The 21522-nt window shown below is 38.7% G+C and carries 21 protein-coding genes, 1 tRNA gene and 1 pseudogene; 5 read left to right on the forward strand and 18 right to left on the reverse strand.

Going from position 1 to position 21522, the window contains the following annotated elements:
• Window positions 1-35 precede the first annotated feature (35 nt).
• The 16 genes from ACQ86H_RS05865 to ACQ86H_RS05940 form a co-directional block, all read right to left on the reverse strand.
• On the reverse strand, window positions 36-1502 hold the full coding sequence (locus tag ACQ86H_RS05865; protein WP_431294125.1) for an ATP-binding cassette domain-containing protein: 1467 nt from the start codon (window positions 1500-1502) through the stop codon (window positions 36-38).
• On the reverse strand, window positions 1502-2086 hold the full coding sequence (leuD, locus tag ACQ86H_RS05870; protein WP_431294126.1) for a 3-isopropylmalate dehydratase small subunit: 585 nt from the start codon (window positions 2084-2086) through the stop codon (window positions 1502-1504). The genes ACQ86H_RS05865 and leuD overlap by 1 nt, the downstream gene beginning before the upstream one ends.
• Window positions 2087-2222: 136 nt before the next feature.
• Complete coding sequence (locus ACQ86H_RS05875) at window positions 2223-2417, reverse strand: antibiotic biosynthesis monooxygenase family protein (RefSeq protein ID WP_431294127.1); 195 nt, start codon at window positions 2415-2417, stop codon at window positions 2223-2225.
• A 176-nt stretch (window positions 2418-2593) separates the two neighbouring features.
• Window positions 2594-4000, reverse strand: a complete 1407-nt coding sequence (gene leuC / locus ACQ86H_RS05880; RefSeq protein WP_431294128.1) for a 3-isopropylmalate dehydratase large subunit — start codon at window positions 3998-4000, stop codon at window positions 2594-2596.
• 60 nt (window positions 4001-4060) lie between these two features.
• On the reverse strand, window positions 4061-5542 hold the full coding sequence (gene ilvC, locus ACQ86H_RS05885) for a ketol-acid reductoisomerase (protein ID WP_431294129.1): 1482 nt from the start codon (window positions 5540-5542) through the stop codon (window positions 4061-4063).
• Window positions 5543-5913: 371 nt separating this feature from the next.
• Entirely contained in the window at window positions 5914-6375 is a 462-nt protein-coding gene (locus ACQ86H_RS05890) for a DinB family protein (RefSeq protein ID WP_138818257.1), read from the reverse strand.
• Complete coding sequence (locus ACQ86H_RS05895) at window positions 6372-6770, reverse strand: glyoxalase superfamily protein (protein WP_431294130.1); 399 nt, start codon at window positions 6768-6770, stop codon at window positions 6372-6374. The genes ACQ86H_RS05890 and ACQ86H_RS05895 overlap by 4 nt, the downstream gene beginning before the upstream one ends.
• A gap of 107 nt (window positions 6771-6877) precedes the next feature.
• Complete coding sequence (gene ilvN, locus ACQ86H_RS05900; protein WP_138818255.1) at window positions 6878-7516, reverse strand: acetolactate synthase small subunit; 639 nt, start codon at window positions 7514-7516, stop codon at window positions 6878-6880.
• Window positions 7517-7592: 76 nt separating this feature from the next.
• Entirely contained in the window at window positions 7593-9344 is a 1752-nt protein-coding gene (ilvB, locus tag ACQ86H_RS05905; RefSeq protein WP_431294131.1) for a biosynthetic-type acetolactate synthase large subunit, read from the reverse strand.
• A 21-nt stretch (window positions 9345-9365) separates the two neighbouring features.
• Window positions 9366-9938 carry an ORF6N domain-containing protein gene (locus tag ACQ86H_RS05910; protein ID WP_246862634.1) on the reverse strand — a complete coding sequence of 191 codons (573 nt, stop codon included), beginning with the start codon at window positions 9936-9938 and terminating at the stop codon, window positions 9366-9368.
• A 43-nt stretch (window positions 9939-9981) separates the two neighbouring features.
• A complete protein-coding gene (gene ilvD, locus ACQ86H_RS05915) occupies window positions 9982-11664 on the reverse strand; it encodes a dihydroxy-acid dehydratase (RefSeq protein WP_138818253.1) in 1683 nt (560 codons plus the stop codon).
• A gap of 233 nt (window positions 11665-11897) precedes the next feature.
• Complete coding sequence (locus ACQ86H_RS05920; RefSeq protein WP_431294132.1) at window positions 11898-12476, reverse strand: O-methyltransferase; 579 nt, start codon at window positions 12474-12476, stop codon at window positions 11898-11900.
• Window positions 12477-12597: 121 nt separating this feature from the next.
• A complete protein-coding gene (ilvE, locus tag ACQ86H_RS05925; RefSeq protein ID WP_138818251.1) occupies window positions 12598-13488 on the reverse strand; it encodes a branched-chain-amino-acid transaminase in 891 nt (296 codons plus the stop codon).
• Window positions 13489-14306: 818 nt separating this feature from the next.
• A complete protein-coding gene (gene atpC / locus ACQ86H_RS05930; RefSeq protein WP_025145830.1) occupies window positions 14307-14552 on the reverse strand; it encodes an ATP synthase F1 subunit epsilon in 246 nt (81 codons plus the stop codon).
• A gap of 85 nt (window positions 14553-14637) precedes the next feature.
• Window positions 14638-16140: a F0F1 ATP synthase subunit beta gene (gene atpD / locus ACQ86H_RS05935; RefSeq protein WP_090498722.1), complete on the reverse strand. Its 1503-nt coding sequence runs from the start codon at window positions 16138-16140 to the stop codon at window positions 14638-14640.
• Window positions 16141-16343: 203 nt separating this feature from the next.
• Window positions 16344-16958, reverse strand: a complete 615-nt coding sequence (locus ACQ86H_RS05940) for a hypothetical protein (RefSeq protein WP_431294133.1) — start codon at window positions 16956-16958, stop codon at window positions 16344-16346.
• A 244-nt stretch (window positions 16959-17202) separates the two neighbouring features.
• On the opposite strand from ACQ86H_RS05940, the gene ACQ86H_RS05945 reads away from it, so the two are divergent.
• From ACQ86H_RS05945 to ACQ86H_RS05960, 4 genes and pseudogenes are all read left to right on the forward strand, one after another.
• Window positions 17203-17535, forward strand: a complete 333-nt coding sequence (locus tag ACQ86H_RS05945; RefSeq protein WP_431294134.1) for a sugar nucleotide-binding protein — start codon at window positions 17203-17205, stop codon at window positions 17533-17535.
• A 5-nt stretch (window positions 17536-17540) separates the two neighbouring features.
• Complete coding sequence (locus ACQ86H_RS05950) at window positions 17541-17957, forward strand: SDR family oxidoreductase (protein ID WP_431294135.1); 417 nt, start codon at window positions 17541-17543, stop codon at window positions 17955-17957.
• Between the two features lie 223 nt (window positions 17958-18180).
• Window positions 18181-18644, forward strand: a pseudogene (locus ACQ86H_RS05955) (redoxin domain-containing protein).
• Window positions 18645-18743: 99 nt separating this feature from the next.
• Window positions 18744-18817 (forward strand) — tRNA-Arg (locus ACQ86H_RS05960).
• A 313-nt stretch (window positions 18818-19130) separates the two neighbouring features.
• Here ACQ86H_RS05960 and ACQ86H_RS05965 read toward each other — a convergent pair.
• Together ACQ86H_RS05965 and ACQ86H_RS05970 are read right to left on the reverse strand one after the other, a co-directional pair.
• Window positions 19131-20333, reverse strand: a complete 1203-nt coding sequence (locus ACQ86H_RS05965; protein WP_431294136.1) for a recombinase family protein — start codon at window positions 20331-20333, stop codon at window positions 19131-19133.
• Complete coding sequence (locus ACQ86H_RS05970) at window positions 20314-20484, reverse strand: hypothetical protein (RefSeq protein ID WP_431294137.1); 171 nt, start codon at window positions 20482-20484, stop codon at window positions 20314-20316. Before ACQ86H_RS05970 ends, ACQ86H_RS05965 begins: the two co-directional genes overlap by 20 nt.
• Window positions 20485-20999: 515 nt before the next feature.
• Between ACQ86H_RS05970 and ACQ86H_RS05975 the strand changes: the two genes are divergently transcribed.
• Window positions 21000-21455, forward strand: a complete 456-nt coding sequence (locus tag ACQ86H_RS05975; RefSeq protein WP_431294138.1) for a JAB domain-containing protein — start codon at window positions 21000-21002, stop codon at window positions 21453-21455.
• Window positions 21456-21522 lie beyond the last annotated feature (67 nt).

The following is a 21522-nucleotide window of genomic DNA, read 5'->3' on the forward strand; positions in this document are numbered from 1 at the left end:
CCGTTAAATCGGGACAAGTCGTGGTTAATTTTGCATTAGCCTAATATTTCTGTGTTTAAACTTTCGACGACTTTTACCTCGCCTTTTTCTAACAATATTCTTTTTTCTATGCAGGTTGGCAGCTGCGATTCAAAATGGCCAACATAAATTAATGTCATTCCGTTGCTGCACAGTTCGTCAACCAATTGGTTAAAGTGCTGTGTTTGCTGGCGGTCTAAACCCTGGCAGGGTTCATCCAGAATTAACAGTTCCGGGTTTTTTATAATCGTTCGCGCTAACAATACCAATCGTTGTTTACCGAGTGGAAGCGCGGTTAATAATTCATTTTTGTTTTCAGTCAGGCCAAAATAAGCTATCAGTTCATCCACCTGTGTACTTTTGGTATAAGGCAGCTGCTGAAATAAACCTACGGTATCATAAAAGCCAGAGGCGATGCTTTGCCAAACAGTAGCGTTTGGATCGAAATACCAGTGAAACTCAGGAGAGATTAATCCGATATGCTGTTTAATGTCCCATATACTTTCGCCGCTTCCACGCCTATTGCCGAATAAATAAAGTTCGTTGGCATAAGATTGTGGGTGATCGCCGTTTACCAAGCTTAACAAAGTCGATTTTCCAGAACCATTATGCCCTTGCAAAAGCCATTTTTCTCCCGCTCTAACTTCCCAGTTGATATTTTTCAGTACCTGTTTTTCGCCATAGCTAATGTTTACATTAACCATTTTTACAATATCCTGTGAACTATAAACAGGCGATTCTTTTAAGAAATCCGGAATTTCCCTTAAATGGATTTCGGTACTGACAGAAGGTTCTAAAGCGTCTACTTGAGCTAATTGTCCATCTCTTATTTCGGCAAAAGAATTGATACAGGCTGGTAATTCACTTTCATTACAGATCAAAATCAATTGAACTCCTTCTTCAGCCACCTGATCCAGTAAAATGTTCAGGTTTTTGCGAGAAGCCGCATCTAAACCTGTGTATGGTTGGTCGATAATTAATAACTGTGGTTTTAACCAAAGTGCTTTAACCAGTTGTAATTTTTTGTGTTCGCCGCTGGATAATTCTATTAATTGTGAACTGGCAAATGTTACAAAGCCCAAAGCCTCTAAAACCGGTTCAACCTGATCAAAATGAAGCCCTTTTTCTTTACCATAACTGACCAACTCTGCATGAACGGTTAAAGTTTCTTTAGCCTGCTGACTGGTATAACGTTGCTGGTAATAAAAATTGGCAACACCTTCTAAGTTTTTAAACTGGTACCAGCTTTCTACATAAAGTACTTCTTTTGGTAGTGTGCTCAATACATCAAAATCAATCTCAATACTTCCCTGAGCTGGAACTAAACCTGCAATTGCTTTTGCTAACGAAGTTTTTCCTGTTCCGCTTTTACCACCAATTACATAATTTTCGCAAACATTCATTTCCCAATACAAATCCTTTAGCACCACTTTGTTGTGGTAACTCAGATTTAAATTCTGTATGTGAACGAATGGTTTAAACATTATCTTGCTTGCTCGAATTCTTCAATTAATTGTTTTTGGTTTAAGATGAAATCGATATCATCATAACCGTTAATCAGGCATGATTTTTTGTAAGGATTGATCTCGAATGATTCCTGAGCTCCGGTTTCTACAATCGTTACAGTTTGATTTTCAAGATCAACTTCTAAAGCTGATTTTGGATTGCTGTCAACCGCTTTGAAAACCTGCGCTAAGAACTCATCGCTTACCTGGATAGGTAATAAACCATTGTTTAACGCATTGCCTTTAAAAATATCGGCAAAGAAACTGCTGATTACCGCATCAAAACCTGCATCCTGAATGGCCCAGGCCGCATGCTCGCGACTACTGCCACAACCAAAGTTTTTTCCTGCAACTAAAACCTGACCGCTGTAGGTAGGGTTATTCATTATAAATTCTGGTTTTGGTGTATTATCGCCATTATAACGCCAATCGCGGAACAGGTTCTCACCGAAACCTTCGCGCGTAGTCGCTTTTAGAAACCTCGCAGGGATAATCTGGTCGGTATCAATGTTCTCTATGTTTAAAGGCACTACTGCCGATGTTAATTTTGTGAATTTTTTCATGTCAATTAGTATCAAGTAAGTAATAATAAGTATCAAAACTTATAATCCACTTTTTTATCTTTTATCTCAGGCCTTTTGCTTGAATGGTGGTAATTTTATACTTCATGTTTTACCCTCCGCCTTAAGCCTTACTACCTTACACCCTGTTAAAGTGCTCAACTACCGGAAAAGGATCATAAAAGTGGTGCAATAACTTTTTCCAATCCTGGTATGCTGCCGATCCTCTGAAACCTTCGGTGTGTGCCTCCAGCGTTTTCCAGTTTACCAGCAGGATATATTTATTTTCTACTTCTACACATTTCTGAAGCTGATGCGAAATGTAACCTTCCATTGAGGAAATGATTTTTGCGCTTCGCTAAAAGCTTTTTCAAAATCAGCCGATAATCCGGCTTTTACATTTAATATGGCAACTTCCAGTATCATATATTTTCGAAAGTTGTCATTCTGAGTTACGAAGAATCTGTTTTTTAGGTTGCAGATGCTTCCTTCGTCAGCATGACAGTGATCTTAAATTTTTTCTAACAAATCCCTTACATCGGTAATTTTGCCGGTTACAGCTGCTGCTGCTGCGGTAAGTGGACTGGCCAATAAAGTACGTGCATTTTGTCCCTGTCTACCTTCAAAGTTTCGGTTCGATGTGGATACACAGTATTTACCCGCAGGGATTTTATCTTCGTTCATCCCTAAACAAGCGCTACAGCCAGGTTCGCGTAACTGGAAACCAGCAGCTTCGAAAATTTTATCCAAACCTTCGTTTTTAGCCTGTTGCTCTACCTGTTTTGATCCTGGTACAATCCAAACCGTTACGTTATCTGCTTTGCGTTTGTCCTTTACAAAATCAGCCACTTCACGTAAATCTTCAATGCGTGAGTTGGTACAGCTTCCGATGAACACATAATCAACTGGTTTTCCGATCAACGACGAATCATCATCAAAACCCATATAATCTAATGCTTTCTGGTACGAAAGTTTTTCTTTTTCCGGTTGTGCGCCAGTTGCCGGAATATGTTCCTGAATACCCATTCCCATTCCAGGATTAGTACCGTAAGTAATCATTGGAGCGATATCTGCAGCATCGAAAGTTAATACACTATCGAATTTTGCATCAGCATCGCTATATAACGTTTTCCAGTATGCTAAGGCTTTATCCCACTCTTCGCCAGCAGGAGCAAACTCTCTTCCTTTAATGTAATCGAAAGTGGTTTGATCTGGTGCAATTAATCCACCGCGTGCACCCATTTCGATACTCATGTTACAGATCGTCATACGGGCTTCCATACTTAAAGCTTCGATTGCCGAACCTGCATATTCTATAAAATAACCAGTACCGCCAGCTGCAGAAATTTTGGCAATAATGTATAAGATAATATCTTTTGCTCCAACGCCTTTTCCTAGTTCGCCGTTTACCTCAATTTTCATGGTTTTAGGTTTCGACTGCAATAAACATTGCGTTGCAAAAACCTGCTCTACCTGCGAAGTGCCGATACCAAATGCAATAGCGCCAAAAGCACCATGCGTAGAGGTATGGCTATCACCGCAAACCATCGTTTTACCTGGTAGGGTTATACCCAGTTCAGGACCGATAACGTGTACAATACCTTGAAAAGGATGACCCAAACCATATAATTCTACGCCGAATTCTGCACAGTTTTTCGTGAGCATATCTACCTGATAACGCGAAAGCTCTTCTTTAATCGGCAACAACTGGTTTAAGGTTGGTACGTTATGATCGGCAGTTGCTACCGTCTGCTTTGGACGTAAAACAGGTAAACCTCTTTTGCGCAAGCCATCAAATGCCTGTGGAGAGGTTACCTCGTGTATTAAGTGTGTATCAATGTATAAAATATCAGGAAATCCTTCTTCACTTTTTACAACGTGAGCATCCCAAATTTTTTCTACTAATGTTTTTGACATCTTTTTATGTAATTATTTAAACCTCGCAGGTTTCGCAAACCTGCGAGGTTTGTAAGTTTACTATGCAGTTTTAATCGCCTTCATTGCCGTCATTGCTTTACGCAACGTTGCTCCAATCTGCTCTACTTCGTGTGAACGGATAGCTTCGTTAACATCAATTAATTTTCTGTTGTCAACCGCGCCATCTTTACCTTCGTTAAAGCTTTTACCAACTAAATCGGTATCTACTTTTTTCATGAAATCGCCTAAAAGTGGTTTACAAGCCTGATCGAACAAATAGCAGCCATATTCTGCAGTATCAGAAATTACGCGGTTCATTTCGAATAATTTTTTACGTGCAATGGTATTGGCAATAAGTGGTGTTTCGTGTAACGATTCGTAATAAGCCGATTCTGGTTTGATACCAGCCTGTACCATAGTTTCGAAAGCCAATTCAACACCTGCACGAACAAAAGCAACCATTAAAGTATAGTTATCAAAATATTCTTGCTCGCCGATTTTAACATCACCAGCTGGTGTTTTTTCAAAAGCAGTTTCACCGGTTTCAGCTCTCCATTTTAATAGATTTTTATCACCATTTGCCCAATCTTCCATCATGGTACGGCTAAACTCGCCACTCATAATGTCGTCCTGGTGTTTTTGGAATAATGGACGCATAATGTCTTTCAATTCTTCCGAAATTTCAAAAGCTTTGATTTTAGCAACATTGCTTAATCTGTCCATCATCGCAGTAATACCACCTTGTTTCAAGGCTTCTGTAATTACTTCAACACCATATTGAACCAATTTAGAAGCGTAACCTGCATCGATCCCTTTTTCTACCATCTTATCGAAAGATAGGATAGAGCCAGTTTGCAATAAACCACAAAGGATGGTTTGCTCGCCCATTAAATCTGATTTTACCTCAGCTACGAAAGATGATTTTAATACACCTGCTCTGTGACCGCCTGTACCAACGCAATAGGCTTTAGCCTGTGCCAAACCTTTACCTTGAGGATCATTCTCAGGGTGTACTGCAATTAGGGTAGGTACACCAAAACCACGAACATACTCTGCTCTAACCTCGCTGCCAGGGCATTTAGGTGCAACCATGATCACGGTTAAATCTTTACGGATCTGCATACCTTCTTCCACGATATTGAAACCGTGAGAATATAATAAAGTAGCACCTTCTTTCATTAAAGGCATAATTGCATTTACAACAGCAGTATGTTGTTTATCCGGAGTAAGGTTAATTACTACATCTGCATTTGGAATCAGTTCTTCGTAAGTGCCAACAGTGAAATTGTTTTCAGTTGCATTTTTCCAAGAATCGCGTTTGCCTTCAATTGCTTCCTTACGTAAAGTGTAGCTTACATCTAAACCACTATCTCTCAAATTTAAACCCTGGTTTAGGCCTTGGGCACCGCAACCTACAATTACCAGTTTTTTGCCTTTTAATGCGCTAACGCCGTCTAAAAATTCAGAACTGTCCATGAAGTCGCAAACACCTAATTGGTTTAATTTTTCTCTAAGAGGTAATGTGTTAAAATAATTTGCCATTGTTATTATTGGTTAATTTCTATTTAATTATTGTTATATATTCTTTTTTGTTGTGGTTCGTGTCTTTACGAATCGTTTTTGCCTTCGGTTTGATTACACAGATATGGTGATTTCACCGATTTTTATCCATTTTCCATCTCACATCTTCCATTTTACATATCTTCTATTTTTCCTTCTGATTGATCACACAGATGAGGTGATTTTTACCGATTTTTATTTGAAAAGCAGATTCCTGTGCTTTTCGGTTCCTTCAGTCCCGCTATTCGTTAAATTAGGCTGCGCTTCGACTACGCTCAGCATGATACCCTAATTTAACTGCTATCGGGTTTATTTTACTTGGGGCTGTTTTCCAAAACCCTCATCCATTTTGTTTAAACATGCTTTTTCAAAGCCCAGGCATAACCTTGGTGTACATTATCGTGGCCAATGGTTGTGATCAGAATTTCTTCAATACTGTTCATCTGTACGCCATAGGTTGCTGTTGTAAAAGGAGTGATGCTCGAAAATTTTCCATTTGCATAATCTTCCTTTATTTTTTCAATACTCTCTAATGCAAAGGCTTTCAATTCTGCTACCTCTTCTTCAGTTACGGTATAAGATGGCTTTGTATCTTTTTTATAATACTCGTTAAATTTTACAGAGGTTGCATCTTGCAATACACCTGTACGAACATAACAAAGCGTTTGTGTACTCACTACAATATGGCCAAAGTTCCAGATAATGTTGTTATTGTAACCATCAGGGATTTTATTCAATTCTTCGATGGTTAAGCCATCAATTAACCGGATAAATGCCTTGCGCGAGTTTATTATAAAATCAAATACTTCGTTCATATTTTTTCTTTAATCTCTGTATTTTCAGCTTCGTTTCGCTCTTCGTTAAAAGTAATCTGGTTAAAGAACGGGTCGTTTACGGTTACTGCCCAGGTTCCATGAAAAGTCTTCTCTAAGCCTGGTCTGTTATATTTGTAATTCTTTGCTGTTATTTCTTTATGGAATTCCTTTAAACCTACACAATCAATGTAAACATGTGCACCAGGGGCGCTGTCTCCATGGTGTTCGCTTAAATGAAGTTCAAGACCGTTCAATGAAACCTGGATATAAACCGGGGAATTCTTTTCCAGGGGGTATTCCCAGTCTATTTTAAATCCAAGCCAGTTTACATAAAACTCGATTGCTTTATCGTAATCGAATATTCTTAAAATTGGTATGGTTTTATTGCATTTCATATTTCTTTAATTTTTAACCGCAAAGGGCGCAAAGATTTTTCGCAAAGATCGCTAAGCATCGTGTTGTTTACCTTTCACCTTATGCCTTTCTACCTTTTACCTTTGTATTACATCGTAAAGATTTTCTCTCCTTTTTCTAAAAATTCATTTTCTACCAATTCTTCTCCTGGCTCAAAAGCTTCGAATTCCTTTAATTTTTCGTGGAAACCAGCGCTGTCTTTAATAATGGCTACTCTTGCAGATCTCACAAATTCAATTAGCTCGTAAGGTTCCAGGGCTTTCACCAAAGCATCAGTTTCTTCTCTGTGACCGGTTACTGCAAAAACGGTATAATCTTTACGGATCACTACTGCGCTTGCTCCATATTGTCTTAATAAACGCTCAACAGTTACTTTTTCGGCAATTTCATCTGTAGAAACTTTGTAAAGCGCCAGTTCCTGCCAGATAATTTCTTCATTTGTGTTGAAATAAACTTTTAATACCTCGATCTGCTTTTCAATCTGACGGGCCAGCTTTCTCACGACTTCGTAACCTTCGTGGATGACGATGTTGAAACGATGTATCCCTTCAATTTCTGATGGAGAAGTGTTTAAACTCTCGATATTGATTTTTCTTTTAGAGAAAATAATCGCAATCCTGTTTAATAAACCGATGCGGTTTTCGGCATAAACAGTAATGGTGTATTCCTGTTTACCTTCTAAATCGGCTTTATCTATTTTATGTTCTAATGTATTTTCAGTACTCATGTCCAAAATTTTTACCACTAAGGCACAAAGGCCACAAAGGTTTTGTTTATGCTATTTTTCGCTTTAGTCTTTCAACTTACTTCAATCTGATTTCGCTTACACTCATTCCTTGCGGAACCATTGGGAAAACGTTGTTTTCTCTTCCAACCATCACCTCTAATAAATAAGAGCCTTCGTGGTTGATCATCGTTTCCAGTGCTTGTCTTAAGTTTGCGCGCTCATCAACTTTGCTTGCTTCGATGTAATAAGATTTAGCTAAAGCCACAAAATCAGGACTGGTAATGTTCACAAATGAATAACGTTTATCATGAAATAACTGTTGCCATTGACGAACCATACCCAAAAAGCGGTTGTTCAGAATCAGGATTTTTACAGCTGCACCAAACTGCATAATGGTCCCCAGTTCCTGAGGCGTCATCTGGAAGCCCCCATCACCAATAATAGCGATTACAGTTTTATCAGGCGCACCGTATTTAGCGCCAATTGCAGCCGGTAAACCAAAACCCATGGTACCTAAGCCCCCAGAAGTAATGTTGCTGCGGGTATTGTTGAATTTAGCATAACGACAAGCTACCATTTGGTGCTGACCAACATCGGTAACGATTACGGCGTCACCACCACAAATTTCGTTGATGTTACGCAACACTTCTCCCATGGTCATTTCATCACCAGTTGGATAAAGCTCTGGAGTAATAACCTGATCTATTTCTTCCTGGTTGTATTGTCTGAACTTGGCCAACCAATCTTCGTGTTTATTTTCGTTCACCAAATTGGTTAACAGGGGTAAAGTTTCTTTACAGTCGCCCCAAACACCAACTTCAGCTTTAACATTTTTATCAATTTCTGCCGGGTCGATATCTAAATGCACAACTTTAGCTTGTTTGGCATATTTATCCAGGCGGCCAGTCACGCGGTCGTCGAAACGCATACCAATGGCAATTAGTACATCACATTCGTTCGTTAACACGTTTGGTCCGTAATTGCCGTGCATGCCCAACATCCCTACGTTTAGTGGGTGTGAAGTTGGAATAGCGCCTTCGCCCATGATTGTCCATGCAGCAGGAATACCTGTTTTGTTGATAAAAGCCTTAAATTCTTCTTCGGCCTTACCCAAAATAACACCTTGTCCAAATAGAATGAAAGGTTTTTTTGCTGAATCGATTAATTCGGCCGCTTGTTCGATATATTCAACCCTAACTTTTGGTTTCGGGCGATAACTGCGGATGTGGTTGCATTTTACATATTCAGGAAATTCCTCCAATTGTAACTGCGCATTTTTAGTAATGTCAATTAAAACAGGACCCGGCCTACCGCTTTGAGCAATGTAAAAAGCTTTGGCCAATACTTCCTGAATTTCTTTGGCATCAGTAACCTGATAATTCCATTTGGTAACCGGAGTGGTAATATTGATCACATCGGTTTCCTGGAAAGCATCTGTTCCCAATAAGTGAGCGAAAACTTGTCCGGTGATACAAACCAATGGTGTACTGTCTATCTGGGCATCTGCTAAACCAGTAACCAGGTTGGTTGCGCCCGGTCCACTGGTTGCAAAACAAACACCAACTTTGCCACTTGTTCTGGCAAAACCTTGAGCCGCATGGATACCACCTTGCTCATGGCGGACTAAAATATGTTCTAATTTGTCGGCATAATCATAAAGAGCATCATAAATAGGCATGATAGCTCCTCCCGGATAACCGAAAATGGTGGTTACACCTTCTTCAATTAATCCATTCAACAAAACCTGAGAGCCTGTACCCTTGAATAAGGTTTTTGAGCTTTCTGCCTTCGCCCCGGTTTGTTGTATTGTATCTTGTGCAGTTTCCATAATTATGTTTTTGCGGTTCTGTTATTCTTTAATTTTAAACCCAATTCTTTCTCTGTCTTTCCACTTTATTTGAGCAATTTTCTCGTCAATTAAGTTTTCCATGGCATCATAAAGTTCGTTAAGCTGAACGTCATGTTCGCCAATCCGTTCTTTAATTTCTGTTAATTGTTCATTAAGATTGCTTTGTTTCAGCAATATTTTGCGAACATCAACAAAGGCTCTCATAATGGCAATGTTCATGTTAATGGCTTTATCGCTATTTACAACACCACTTAACATGGCTACACCTTGTTCTGTAAAGGCATAAGGTGTTACACCCACATTTCTTTTATTTTGACTTATCATCACAATTTTTGAGGACGCATCAGTCTTTTCTGAAGATGCGGTCACAATTTGTGACCGGATACTTTCCCATTCAACTGGCGTGAGCCGGAACATAAAATCATCTGGAAAACGCTTTATGTTACGTTTTACTGCCTGATTTAGCGCTTTCGTTTCAACCTCATAAAGTGCTGCCAGATCAAAATCGAGCATTACTCTTTCTCCCTGGATTTCATAAATCCTATTCTGAATACTTTTAATTATTTGCATCATCTGTTTTTTAATAATCAACTAATCCAGGGATGATTTTTTGATTTTAGTATTCGTCAGTTACGCAACCACTAGCTGCGTCTGAAACTGTTTTAGCATATTTATATAAAACACCTTTTGTTACTTTTAATGCTGGCTGAACGTAGTTTTTTCTCCGCTCGGCAATCACTTCTTCGCTCACCTGTAAACTGATAATGTTGTTTACGGCATCAATTAAGATTCGATCTTCATCTTCAACCAAACCGATTAAACCACCTTTGTAAGATTCAGGTGTGATGTGACCAACTACAAAACCGTGTGTACCACCTGAAAAACGTCCATCAGTGATTAAAGCAACTGATTTACCTAAACCTGCACCAATAATTGCTGAGGTTGGTTTTAACATCTCTGGCATACCTGGTGCACCTACCGGACCTGAGTTTTTAATTACGATGACATCGCCAGGTTGAACACGGCCGCTGGAAATACCTGCGATCAAATCATGCTCACCATCAAATACGCGTGCCGGACCTTCAAATTTTTCACCTTCTTTACCGCTGATTTTGGCTACAGAACCCTTTTCGGCAAGGTTTCCGTAAAGAATCTGTAAGTGACCAGTTGCTTTTATCGGTTCGCTTAATTTTTGAACGATTTTCTGATCGTAATCCATAACCGATTTCACATCGGCTAAATTCTCAGCCATAGTTTTTCCGGTTACGGTTAAGCAATCGCCATGCAACAAGCCTTCATTTAATAAATATTTTAGTACAGCAGGGATACCGCCATATTGGTGTAAATCCTGCATTAAATATTTTCCACTAGGTTTGAAATCGGCAAGTACCGGAGTTACATCGCTCATTTTCTGAAAATCATCCTGTGTAATTTCTACGCCAATGGCTTTACCCATAGCGATAAAATGCAAAACAGCATTGGTACTACCACCTAATACAATGATCGAACGGATTGCATTTTCAAATGCTTTTCGCGTCATGATATCTGATGGTTTAATATCTTTCTCCAGTAAAACCTTGATGTATTTACCGGCATCTAAACATTCTTGTTTTTTCTCCGGGCTTATGGCTGGATTTGAAGATGAATAAGGTAAACTCATACCCAAGGCCTCAATTGCTGATGCCATGGTATTTGCGGTATACATACCTCCGCATGCCCCGGCACCTGGACAAGTGTGTTTAATAATGCCCTGATAATCTTCTTCTGAAAGATTACCGCAGATTTTTTGTCCTAATGCCTCGAATGCCGAAACAATATTCAATTCTTCTCCTTTATAATGGCCTGGGGCAATTGTACCGCCATAAACCATAATTGAAGGACGGTCTAAACGTGCCATAGCCATGATGGCACCTGGCATATTTTTATCACAGCCAGGGATGGATATAATGCCATCATAATATTGCCCGCCGCAAATGGTTTCGATACTATCAGCAATTACATCACGGCTAACCAATGAGTAACGCATCCCATCTGTACCGTTGCTCATCCCATCACTTACCCCAATTGTATTAAAAACCAAGCCGACTAAATCATTTTTCCAGACCCCAGCTTTGACGTCTTTTGCAAGGTCGTTTAAGTGCATGTTGCAGGTGTTGCCATCGTAGCCCATACTTGCAATACCAACCTGAGCTTTAGCCATATCAGCATCGGTTAAACCGATTCCATAAAGCATTGCTTGTGCAGCAGGTTGTGTTGGATCTTGTGTAAATGTTTTACTGTACTTGTTTAATTCGCTCATTGTTTAAAATGTATATTCTGGTTCTGTTAGTTGTAAATATTTTGAGGCAAAAAAAAACCGCCTCGTTTTGGAGGCGGTTTCGATAGGGTATATTTTGTATTATACGCAACGATTTCCACCTCTCTGTTGAGAAATGACAATAATTAGGTTGCTAATAATGTTTGTGTTTAAATTCATGAATCACAAACATACTAACTTATTATAAATGCAAAGAACTATTTTAATGTATTTCTCTATTTTTTTACTCCGATTACAATTCCTGTAGCCCAAACCTGCTTGGTTAAATGCAAATCATCACGAGATTCTAAATCTTTAACCAATTTAATCGCTTTATCCTGATGACCTTCAGGCCAATTCGATTGAGGCAGCATATCATCAATGATGTAAAGTCCGCCGGTGTTAAGCATGGATAGTACCTCGTCTAAAAGCAAATATTTTCCATGCCAGGTATCGGCAAATATGTAATCGAATTTTTTGTCTCTATTCTTTTCAATCCACTCCGCGCCATCGGTATCAACTAATGTTAAACGATCGTCACTACCGAGAAATGTTTTGGCAATGGCTAAACATTTAGCGTCGTTATCTATCGAAGTAAGTGTGCTTTCCTGATCTAAGCCATCTAAAATCCATGAAGTAGACAAACCTGTTCCGGTTCCAAGTTCCAGAAATTTACCTGAAGGTTTGGTTGCAGCAAGGGTTTTAAGCAAAGAGCAGGTTAATACGTCTGATGCCATATCAAAACCCGAAGCCTTGGTAGCCGTATTTATTTGTTGGTAAGCTTCTTGATAATTTTGATTGATTTCTTCAGTCATCTGTTCTCTACCTGAATGGTCTTCTATTGGTTAACTTTTTGTTTTTGGTCAATTGTTTTTTGGTTGATAGTTCATAGTCAAACTGACCATTAACCATTTGACTATGAATTATCAAACCAATCTATATAATCACCTCGTAATTCACTTTTTCTAGCACCAGGTTTTTATAGGCACGTTGTATGGTATAACCAATAGATTCCCGCCATAGTGGGCGATAAACAATATCATCGATGGAGGCAATGCCAGCTATCTCGGTGGCTGTTCCGCATAAGAAAGCGCCATCGGCATTTTTAAGGTCTTCTACCGTTAATTTTTTCTCAATACACTCTATATCCAAAACAGTGCAAAGCTCTTTTACAGTTGCACGGGTAATGCCTGGTAAAATGTTCCCTAAAGATGGGGTGTACAATTTTCCGTCCTTTTCAAGGAAGATATTTGCTCCTGATGCTTCGGCAACAAAGCCATGCATATCTAAAAGTAAAGCTTCATCGTAACCTTTAATGTTTGCTGCTGTAGTTGCCAAAATAGAATTAACATAGTTGCCACTCAATTTCGCTTCCATTGGAGTCGATTTTGGATTTGGCCTCTCGTAATCAGAAATGGTTAAATTTAACAGCTTATTGCCCGAGTAAGCATCCCATTCCCAGGCACAGATCAATATGGAAACGCCGCTAGGCTCATTCAATTTCATGTTTGGATGGCAAAAAACCAGCGGGCGGATATAGGCATCTTTCAGTTTGTTCAACTGAAGTAATTTATAGGTTGCAGCAATTAATTCTTGTTTATCCCATGGAAAAGGAATGTTTGCTAACTGGCAAGAACGCTCTAAGCGATCGAAATGGGCGGCAGCTTTGAAAATGCGGTTGCCATTATGCGTTTTATAGGCTCTAATACCCTCGAAAGCAGCATAACCGTAGTGTAGCGACTGTCCGTAAAGATCAGTACTGCTGTTTACAGCCTTTTCAAACTGTCCGTCAAGGTAAATAATCGTATTAGAATTATAGTATTTCATCTGTTTATTCTTATTGTTTTTTAACCGTCAGATGGAAGCCTAGCATGATAAATAAGCATTCCATATTTTATTTTGACTATTTATTATGGACGGTTCATAATACTGTCTTTTGTTATTTAAAAAAAGCGTCCCGTTTGTATCGGGACGCTTTAGGTATATTTAGTTTTTTAAAATCTATTTAAAAGCTGCCCATTTTCTTACTCCATAAAATGTTTAGGAGTAGGAGGTTAAGTAAAATGACAGGTAACAGCACTACATTACCTGCCGCTTTCGCAGTAATTTGTCTAGTAAATGAGTTGTTCTGAATTGTCATTATTATCTTATTGTTTATAAAAACCAATTTAGTTTTTGGTTCATTAATATGCAAGAGAAATCAGAAAAAAGTTAAATAAGAATTTTATTCTTGTATTTGTGTTGTAACCAGAATAATATTCTTAAATAGAGTTGAATTAGTTATTTAATGCCGATAGCTGTAGACCAGATATCAAAACGGTATATGGTCTGTTTGTTATGCTTGCATTATAAATTTTCTGTTTTTCTGCCTAAAATGCCTCAGGGTGCTCCGAAAATTGAAAATTTATATGTTATTTTGGTGATGAAATATAGAGAAAACTAGTGTTTTAATATAGACACTGAAATAAAGTTACTTCGTAGCTTTCCGCTTCGCTACAGTTCAGGGTGAAGGATCGATTTTAAACAATCTCTAAATATTTTTTAAAGCCTAATTCTGGTTATAATTGTTTTGAAATAGCAAATTAAACAAAAAGCCTCCCGTATTTTTTAAATCGGGAGGCTTCTTAAATGAGTTAATTATTTGCTTAAGCGATACCTTCAGCTAAAACCACAATTTTGTTGTGGATAGCTTCAACTACACCGCCTTTAATAAAAAAGCGTTGTTCATCAGCTTTATTTGCTTTTATAATAACTTCTCCATCTTCTAAAGTAGAGATGATGGCAGCATGGTCTTTTAAAATCTGAAAAGAACCTAAAGTACCAGGAACCGTAACTGCTGTTACTTCACCTTCGAAAACTTTTTTATCTGGAGTTAATATTTCTAAATTCATGTTTTTGGATTTGAGTATCAAGTAAGTAGGACCAAGTATCAAGACTGTGTTTGCAATCTTAATACTTGATGCTCAAATCTCAATACTAGTTCGCTTCTGCTAATAATTTTTTACCTTTTTCGATTGCATCTTCAATGCTACCAACTAAGTTAAATGCAGCTTCAGGGTACTCATCAACTTCACCATCCATGATCATGTTAAATCCTTTGATAGTGTCTTTAATGTCAACCAATACACCTTTTAAGCCTGTAAACTGTTCAGCTACGTGGAAAGGTTGAGATAAGAAGCGCTGAACACGACGTGCTCTTGATACCACTAATTTATCTTCTTCAGATAATTCGTCCATACCTAAGATTGCGATGATATCCTGTAATTCTTTATAACGTTGTAAAGTTTCTTTAACACGTTGTGCAGTGTTATAGTGCTCATCACCTAAAACAGCAGGAGAAAGGATACGTGAAGTAGAATCCAATGGATCTACCGCAGGATAAATACCTAACTCTGCAATTTTACGCGAAAGTACCGTAGTAGCATCTAAGTGGGCAAAAGTTGTTGCCGGAGCAGGGTCAGTTAAATCATCCGCAGGTACATATACCGCTTGTACTGATGTAATTGATCCACGTTTTGTTGAAGTAATACGCTCTTGCATTAAACCCATCTCTGTAGCTAAGGTTGGTTGGTAACCTACCGCTGATGGCATACGACCTAATAAAGCCGATACCTCAGAACCTGCCTGTGTAAAACGGAAGATGTTATCAACGAAGAAAAGGATATCTTTTCCTGCGCCTTCGCCATCACCATCACGGAAATATTCCGCAACTGTTAATCCTGATAATGCTACACGTGCACGTGCACCAGGAGGCTCGTTCATTTGTCCGAAAACCAATGTTGCTTTAGATTCTTTTAATTTTTCAGTATCAACAGCTTTCAAATCCCATCCACCTTTTTCCATTGAGTGTAAGAATTCGTCACCATAGTTGATTACGCCTGATTCGATAAACTCACGAAGTAAATCGTTACCCTCACGTGTACGCTCACCAACACCTGCGAATACTGATAAACCAGCATAAGCTTTAGCGATGTTGTTTACCAGCTCCATGATCAATACTGTTTTACCTACACCAGCACCACCGAATAAACCGATTTTACCACCTTTAGCATAAGGCTCTAATAAATCGATTACTTTAATACCTGTAAAAAGCACCTCAGTTTCAGTAGATAAATCTTCGAACTTAGGAGGGGTTGCATGAATAGGACGACCGTCTGTTTTATCAACTGTGTTGATACCGTCAATCGCTTCTCCAACTACATTAAATAAACGACCTTTAATCTGGTCGCCAACTGGCATTTTAATCGCAGCGCCAGTATCAACTACTTGCATACCACGAACCAAACCATCTGTAGAATCCATCGAAATTGCACGTACGCGGTCTTCACCTAAGTGCTGTTGAACTTCTAAAACGATTTTTTGTCCATTTTCTTTCGTTATCTCTAACGCATCAAAAATTTTAGGTAGATGGGCATCATCAGCAAAGCTAACGTCAACCACAGGGCCGATAATTTGTGCTATTTTTCCTAAGTTAGGCATATCTGTTGTGAGTAAATTTATTACAGTCAATGAATTAAAGCTGTTTATAGGGGCTCCAATTCGGTTGGCAAAGTTAAGTTATTCTTGCTGAATTTTAAATATATATTACAAAATTTTTTAACATCTAAAATGTTGCTGGTTTTTAATGAAAAAATCCCCTAAAAATCTAGCTTTTTTAGGGAATTGAAGTGGGGATTGTAATACTAAAAAGTGTAACCTATCCTTAAATGAAGGTTTACAGCGACATCACTTTCATTTTTTAGATAACCAGCACTTTTTGCGAAATAATAGCGATAGCCAACTCCTAATCCGGCCTCATAATTGAAATGGTTTCCGATGTGGCGTCTGATGCCCCAGGTTGGAATAATGGATAAATCGCTAACGATACTGACCTTTTCATAATTGGAAATGGTAAACCAATCAGGATGAAAACTGGTTCTTAGTGAAATAAAATTCGCTGAGTTATTTTTGATGCTTTTATTTTTCCTGGTTCTTTTACTAAGATTATAATAAAAGCGAGGTTCTGCTGCGATGATCGGCGTAAACACATAGCCGTTTTTTGGATAAAAGCTACCGCCCCAGAAACCGCCATCAAAACCGATCTCACTCCTTAAGGCGATGGCATTAGTTAATTTGGCTTCATTATTAACCCAAATACCCAAAAGGCCAGCCTGAGCACCAAAAACAGACTTTTCGACACTTGGTTGTACATGCTCCTGATTTTGGGCCTTAACGGTTGCGTTTGAAGATAACAAAGCAATTGTAATGAAAGTTAACAAAGGCTTTTTGAAGCGTTTTTTTAGATTTTTGTTTTCCATATAAGATGGTTTAAATATTTTTAATTATAAAATAAGATAATTTGCGCCGAAGATACCCGGAATAATCTTGTATTTACAAATGTTTGAAATGAATGTAAAAAAATATATTATTTCTGATTGTCATGACTTTTTTTGCATACATCATTTAAAAAAGTACTTAGATTGTTTGGTGAGTAGAGAATTCGATTAGACAAAGTTTTTTCACATGATTTTAATAGATAATTTAGCGGCATAAATAAGGGATATGAAAACCATTTTAACAACCGGTAGCAATGGTCTTTTGGGACAGAAAATAACAGAAAAAGTATTAGTCGAGGGACGGGTAAATCTGGTTGCCACATCGGCAGGGGTAAATCGTTATCCTGTTAAAGAAGGATATGAGTATGCAGAAATGGATATCTTAAACCCTGAACAGGTAAAAGCGGTTGTTGAAAAATATCGTCCTGACGCGGTTATCCACACCGCTGCAATGACGAATGTAGATACCTGTGAGGCAGATAAGGAGCTTTGCCATCGGTTAAATGTTGATGCGGTTGGAACCTTATTATCTATCTGTGAGGAAAAAATATACAGTTAATCCATTTGAGTACCGATTTTGTTTTTGATGGACTGAACGGGCCTTATAAAGAGGCAGATGCTGTAAATCCAGTTAGTTATTATGGTAAATCGAAGGTGCTGGCTGAAGAACTGATCAAAAATTCAAATGCAAATTACGCTATTTTAAGAACAATATTAGTATATGGAATTAGCAATGATATGAGCCGGAGCAATATTGTGCTTTGGGCTAAAGGAGCCTTAGAAAAAGCGTCACCCATAAATGTGGTGAACGACCAATGGCGCATGCCAACTCTTGCTGAAGATCTGGCCGAGGCCTGTCTGTTGGCTGTTGAACAAGATGCGCAGGGAATTTATCACATATCGGGTAAAGATTATATGAGCATTGCCGATTTAGTTCGGAAAGTTGCCGAATATTGGAAACTGGATCATTCGTTTTATTAATGAAATAAGTTCGGCAAGTTTAAACCAAACGGCTAAACGACCTATAAAAACGGGATTTGTGCTGGATAAGGCCATTAAAGATTTAGGATATAATCCGCATTCTTTTGAGGAAGGATTATTAATTTTGGAACAGCAAATGAAAGGATAGTTCTGAGTCGCGATTCTGGAGCCTCAAATAACTAAGCAATTAAAATATTTAACAATATATAAATAAAAAAATCCAATGGCATTACAAGTTGGCGATACCGCCCCTGATTTTAAATTATACAGTTCTGATTTAACAGAAATTTCTCTTTCCGGCTTTAAAGGCAAAAAAGTAATTATTCACTTTTTCCAATGGCATTTACCGGAACGTGTACCGAGCAGTTATGTACCATGCGTGATAATTTCAGTTATTACGAAGGAATAGATGCACAGGTAATTGGCATATCAGTTGATTCTCCTTTTTCTTTGGCTAAGTTTAAAGAAGAGCAGAATTATCAATTCCCATTATTATCTGATTTTAACAAAGAAGTATCTGCAGCTTATGGTGCTTTTTATGATGAATTTGCCTTTGGATTAAAAGGTGTTTCTAAAAGAGCAGCATTTGTGATCGATGAAGAAGGAAAAATTGCTTATGCTGAAGTTTTGGAAAATGCAAAGGATTTGCCTGATTTTAAAGCAATTAATGATGTGTTAGGCGCATAAAGCAAATTCTGTAAAGAATTATTTTGAGATTTTTTTTAAATTTAATTGGAAATTAAAATATCAAATTATACCTTTGCAGTCCGTTAACGATACGGAAACGCATTTGTAGCTCAATTGGATAGAGCATCTCACTACGGATGAGAAGGTTTGGGGTTCGAATCCCTACAAGTGCACTTGAAGGGAGGATTGTAAAATCCTCCCTTTTTTTGTCTACATCCAGAACTCCTAATTCTCTCATTTTCAGGTAATTAATGGATAGTAAATTCATCATCGTAGGTGTTCGATACATGCCGTTTTCATAGTAGAGATTAGAGTCGAACACCAGTTCAATAAATTCACGCTTTTCCAGGGTATCAAATTCATGGTAAACGGATTTTATGTCCGTAAATGTATCCAGGCGGTTGTTGAGTATTTTATAGGCTTCACCGTGGTTAGTGCCTAACCTGGCGATAGCGATTTCCAGGTCGTCGATATTGGTCTTATACTTTAAATACCACCTTCGGTAAGTCTCTTGGTCGATTTCATTTCTAATCCACTTTTCTTCGACAGCATAGAGCATTTCCTGTTCACCTGCCAGTTCTGCTTTTTTGTTGGCCAGACCCTTTCTGTTATTTTCGACTTCTTTTTCGATCTCTTGATTCGCGCGGTCTCTGATTTTTTTACTGATTTTTTTGGCAGGCTCATTAATTCCAGTGCGGTATCAAATTGGATGTGTGCTTTCTTTGCGCTAATGTTGTTGTGTTTAGAGAATCTGCATTTATAGTAGTAGAAATATTGGCCGGATTTGCCACGTGAGGCTGCGCCGGTCACTACATTTCCGCAATGGCATTTTAAAATGGCTCTCAAGGGGAGTTCGTCGTTTACGATTGTTCGGGTTTTGGCGGGCCTGGTAAATTTACTCTGCACCATTTTCCATGAGATCATGTCGATAATAGGTTCGTGAATGCCAGGGAATAGCCCTCCGGGATGTTCTTTATAGGGCTCGGCTTTAATCAGTCCCGCGTAAACGGCATTGGTGAGGATCCGTTCCACGATCATGTTGCCTTTACGGTCTAGGCCCATTTCGGCCGCTTTTTGTTTGATCAGGTAAAGCGGTACGTTTTTTAGATAAGCTTCATAAATAAAACGTACGATTTTTGCTTCTCTTTCATCGATGATTAATCGTCGGTCTCTGGGTTCTCCTATTTTTTTATAGCCAAAAGGACTGATCCCAAAAACAAACTTTCCTTCCTTGGTTTTCTTAGAATACAGCCCGGACCTGATTTTAATACTGCGGTTGATGTTATCTTCCTCTGCTAACAGCAATTGTAAGCCTGCCCTGAAGAAGCTACCTGGGGTATTGTAGTCAAATTCTATACCTTCTGAGACACTGATGATCTGGATGCCATATTTGGACTGCAATGTTTTCACCATGCTCATGGCCTCGCCCGCGTCCCGGCTAAACCTGTCCATCTGGTCAACCAATAGGTAATCTACATTTTTATGGTATAACCCGATAAACTCTTGTAGCTTGATGAAATCAGGTCTATCGAAGGTTTTTGCACTTTTTCCCCTGTCTATGAACGTGTCTACGAGGTTGATTTTGTGAAATTCTATATAGTGGTCAGTAACCACCCGTTGACGCTCAATTGAGTTTTCACTCTGCTTTTTGTCGCTAAACCTTAAATATCTAATTGCTCTCTTTTCCATATAGTTCTTCCAGTGTGGACCTGACCAGCACTTTGACGATTAAATTTACCAAATTTTCCTCTTTTTGGTCGGCGATCCTACTGATATCGTTATCGGAATTTTCTATACTTTTAGCCTCTGTTATTGAAGAAACGAGACCTTTCTGGTCCATACCTGTTGATTTTTTACTGTTGTTGCTTCCAGGAATTTTGGCGGTAACGGTTTTTCGTGATCTTTTTTGGGTGTTGCAAGTAGGTTCCTGGTAACTTTGCTGCCCTTTCTAATCGCTTTCCTTTTTGGTTTTCTAAGTGTGGTTTCCATAAGGATCAAGGTTTTTAGTTCAAAAGTCTGCTATTTCGCTTGCGTTCTGCCCAACGTTGGAGAGGTTGGATTTTTTAAGCCACCGCATTTAGATACATTTTAACTTCGATTGATATAGAAGGTGTCGAGGCCACTGCTACCACTCTGTTGTAAGGATGGACGTATGTTAGGATTAGGCTTCTTTAGCTGGATGGGGTATATCTTATTCAATTCTGATGCAAATTTAAGGTTCAGTTCTGGCACGCAAAGGAATTTCCGGCATAAACGCTCCTGTGGCCTTTGCCCGCTACCCATTTATTCCGTTCCTCCTTTTGCTTTGGCAGAAGCTGAACCTTGGCCGGGCTCCATAATTAAATCAGAAAAATTATGGAAAATTTAAGTTTTAAAGTAGCAGAGATTGAGATCAGTTATCATCCGGCGTTTAAATTGGCGGAGTTGCCACAGGTTACATCTGCACAGGAAGCTTACGGGGTATTAATGGAAAGGTGGGACAAAGGTAGGCTTGAGCTTTTGGAAGAGTTTAAGGTGATTTTGCTCAACAGGAGGGCTAGGGTATTGGGGGTAGTGAACATTTCGCAGGGTGGTCTCTCTGGAACGCTTGCTGATCCCAAAGTAATTTTTGCAGTGGCACTGAAAGCCTGTGCAAGTGGAATGATCCTGGCGCATAATCATCCAAGTGGGGAATTGTCTCCAAGCGATGCAGATATCTCGTTAACCAGGAAATTAAAATCCGGTGGTGAAATCCTGGAAATTAGTGTGAATGACCATTTGATTGTTTCCAGGTATGGGTTTTATAGCTTTTTGGATGAAGGGATGATGTAAGAATTGACACAAGATTGAAGGTGGTGGTATACTTGCTTTAAGTTCATAGGGATCCACCAGTAAAATA

Origin of the sequence: Pedobacter sp. P26, assembly GCF_050632135.1 — a bacterium.
In the GTDB taxonomy this organism is placed as follows: Bacteria; Bacteroidota; Bacteroidia; order Sphingobacteriales; family Sphingobacteriaceae; genus Pedobacter.

Bases quoted from the DNA above. Each gene is read 5' to 3' on its own strand.
- ilvD (WP_138818253.1), bottom strand. From the start codon at position 11,664: ATGAGCGAATTAAACAAGTACAGTAAAACATTTACACAAGATCCAACA.
- leuC (WP_431294128.1), bottom strand. From the start codon at position 4,000: ATGTCAAAAACATTAGTAGAAAAAATTTGGGATGCTCACGTTGTAAAA.
- ilvB (WP_431294131.1), bottom strand. From the start codon at position 9,344: ATGGAAACTGCACAAGATACAATACAACAAACCGGGGCGAAGGCAGAA.
- ACQ86H_RS05865 (WP_431294125.1), bottom strand. From the start codon at position 1,502: ATGTTTAAACCATTCGTTCACATACAGAATTTAAATCTGAGTTACCAC.
- atpD (WP_090498722.1), bottom strand. From the start codon at position 16,140: ATGCCTAACTTAGGAAAAATAGCACAAATTATCGGCCCTGTGGTTGAC.
- ACQ86H_RS05875 (WP_431294127.1), bottom strand. From the start codon at position 2,417: ATGGAAGGTTACATTTCGCATCAGCTTCAGAAATGTGTAGAAGTAGAA.
- ilvE (WP_138818251.1), bottom strand. From the start codon at position 13,488: ATGAAATACTATAATTCTAATACGATTATTTACCTTGACGGACAGTTT.
- ACQ86H_RS05940 (WP_431294133.1), bottom strand. From the start codon at position 16,958: ATGGAAAACAAAAATCTAAAAAAACGCTTCAAAAAGCCTTTGTTAACT.
- ACQ86H_RS05910 (WP_246862634.1), bottom strand. From the start codon at position 9,938: ATGATGCAAATAATTAAAAGTATTCAGAATAGGATTTATGAAATCCAG.
- ACQ86H_RS05945 (WP_431294134.1), top strand. From the start codon at position 17,203: ATGAAAACCATTTTAACAACCGGTAGCAATGGTCTTTTGGGACAGAAA.
- ACQ86H_RS05895 (WP_431294130.1), bottom strand. From the start codon at position 6,770: ATGAAATGCAATAAAACCATACCAATTTTAAGAATATTCGATTACGAT.
- ilvC (WP_431294129.1), bottom strand. From the start codon at position 5,542: ATGGCAAATTATTTTAACACATTACCTCTTAGAGAAAAATTAAACCAA.
- ilvN (WP_138818255.1), bottom strand. From the start codon at position 7,516: ATGAGTACTGAAAATACATTAGAACATAAAATAGATAAAGCCGATTTA.
- ACQ86H_RS05975 (WP_431294138.1), top strand. From the start codon at position 21,000: ATGGAAAATTTAAGTTTTAAAGTAGCAGAGATTGAGATCAGTTATCAT.
- ACQ86H_RS05965 (WP_431294136.1), bottom strand. From the start codon at position 20,333: ATGGAAAAGAGAGCAATTAGATATTTAAGGTTTAGCGACAAAAAGCAG.
- atpC (WP_025145830.1), bottom strand. From the start codon at position 14,552: ATGAATTTAGAAATATTAACTCCAGATAAAAAAGTTTTCGAAGGTGAA.
- leuD (WP_431294126.1), bottom strand. From the start codon at position 2,086: ATGAAAAAATTCACAAAATTAACATCGGCAGTAGTGCCTTTAAACATA.
- ACQ86H_RS05920 (WP_431294132.1), bottom strand. From the start codon at position 12,476: ATGACTGAAGAAATCAATCAAAATTATCAAGAAGCTTACCAACAAATA.
- ACQ86H_RS05970 (WP_431294137.1), bottom strand. From the start codon at position 20,484: ATGGACCAGAAAGGTCTCGTTTCTTCAATAACAGAGGCTAAAAGTATA.
- ACQ86H_RS05890 (WP_138818257.1), bottom strand. From the start codon at position 6,375: ATGAACGAAGTATTTGATTTTATAATAAACTCGCGCAAGGCATTTATC.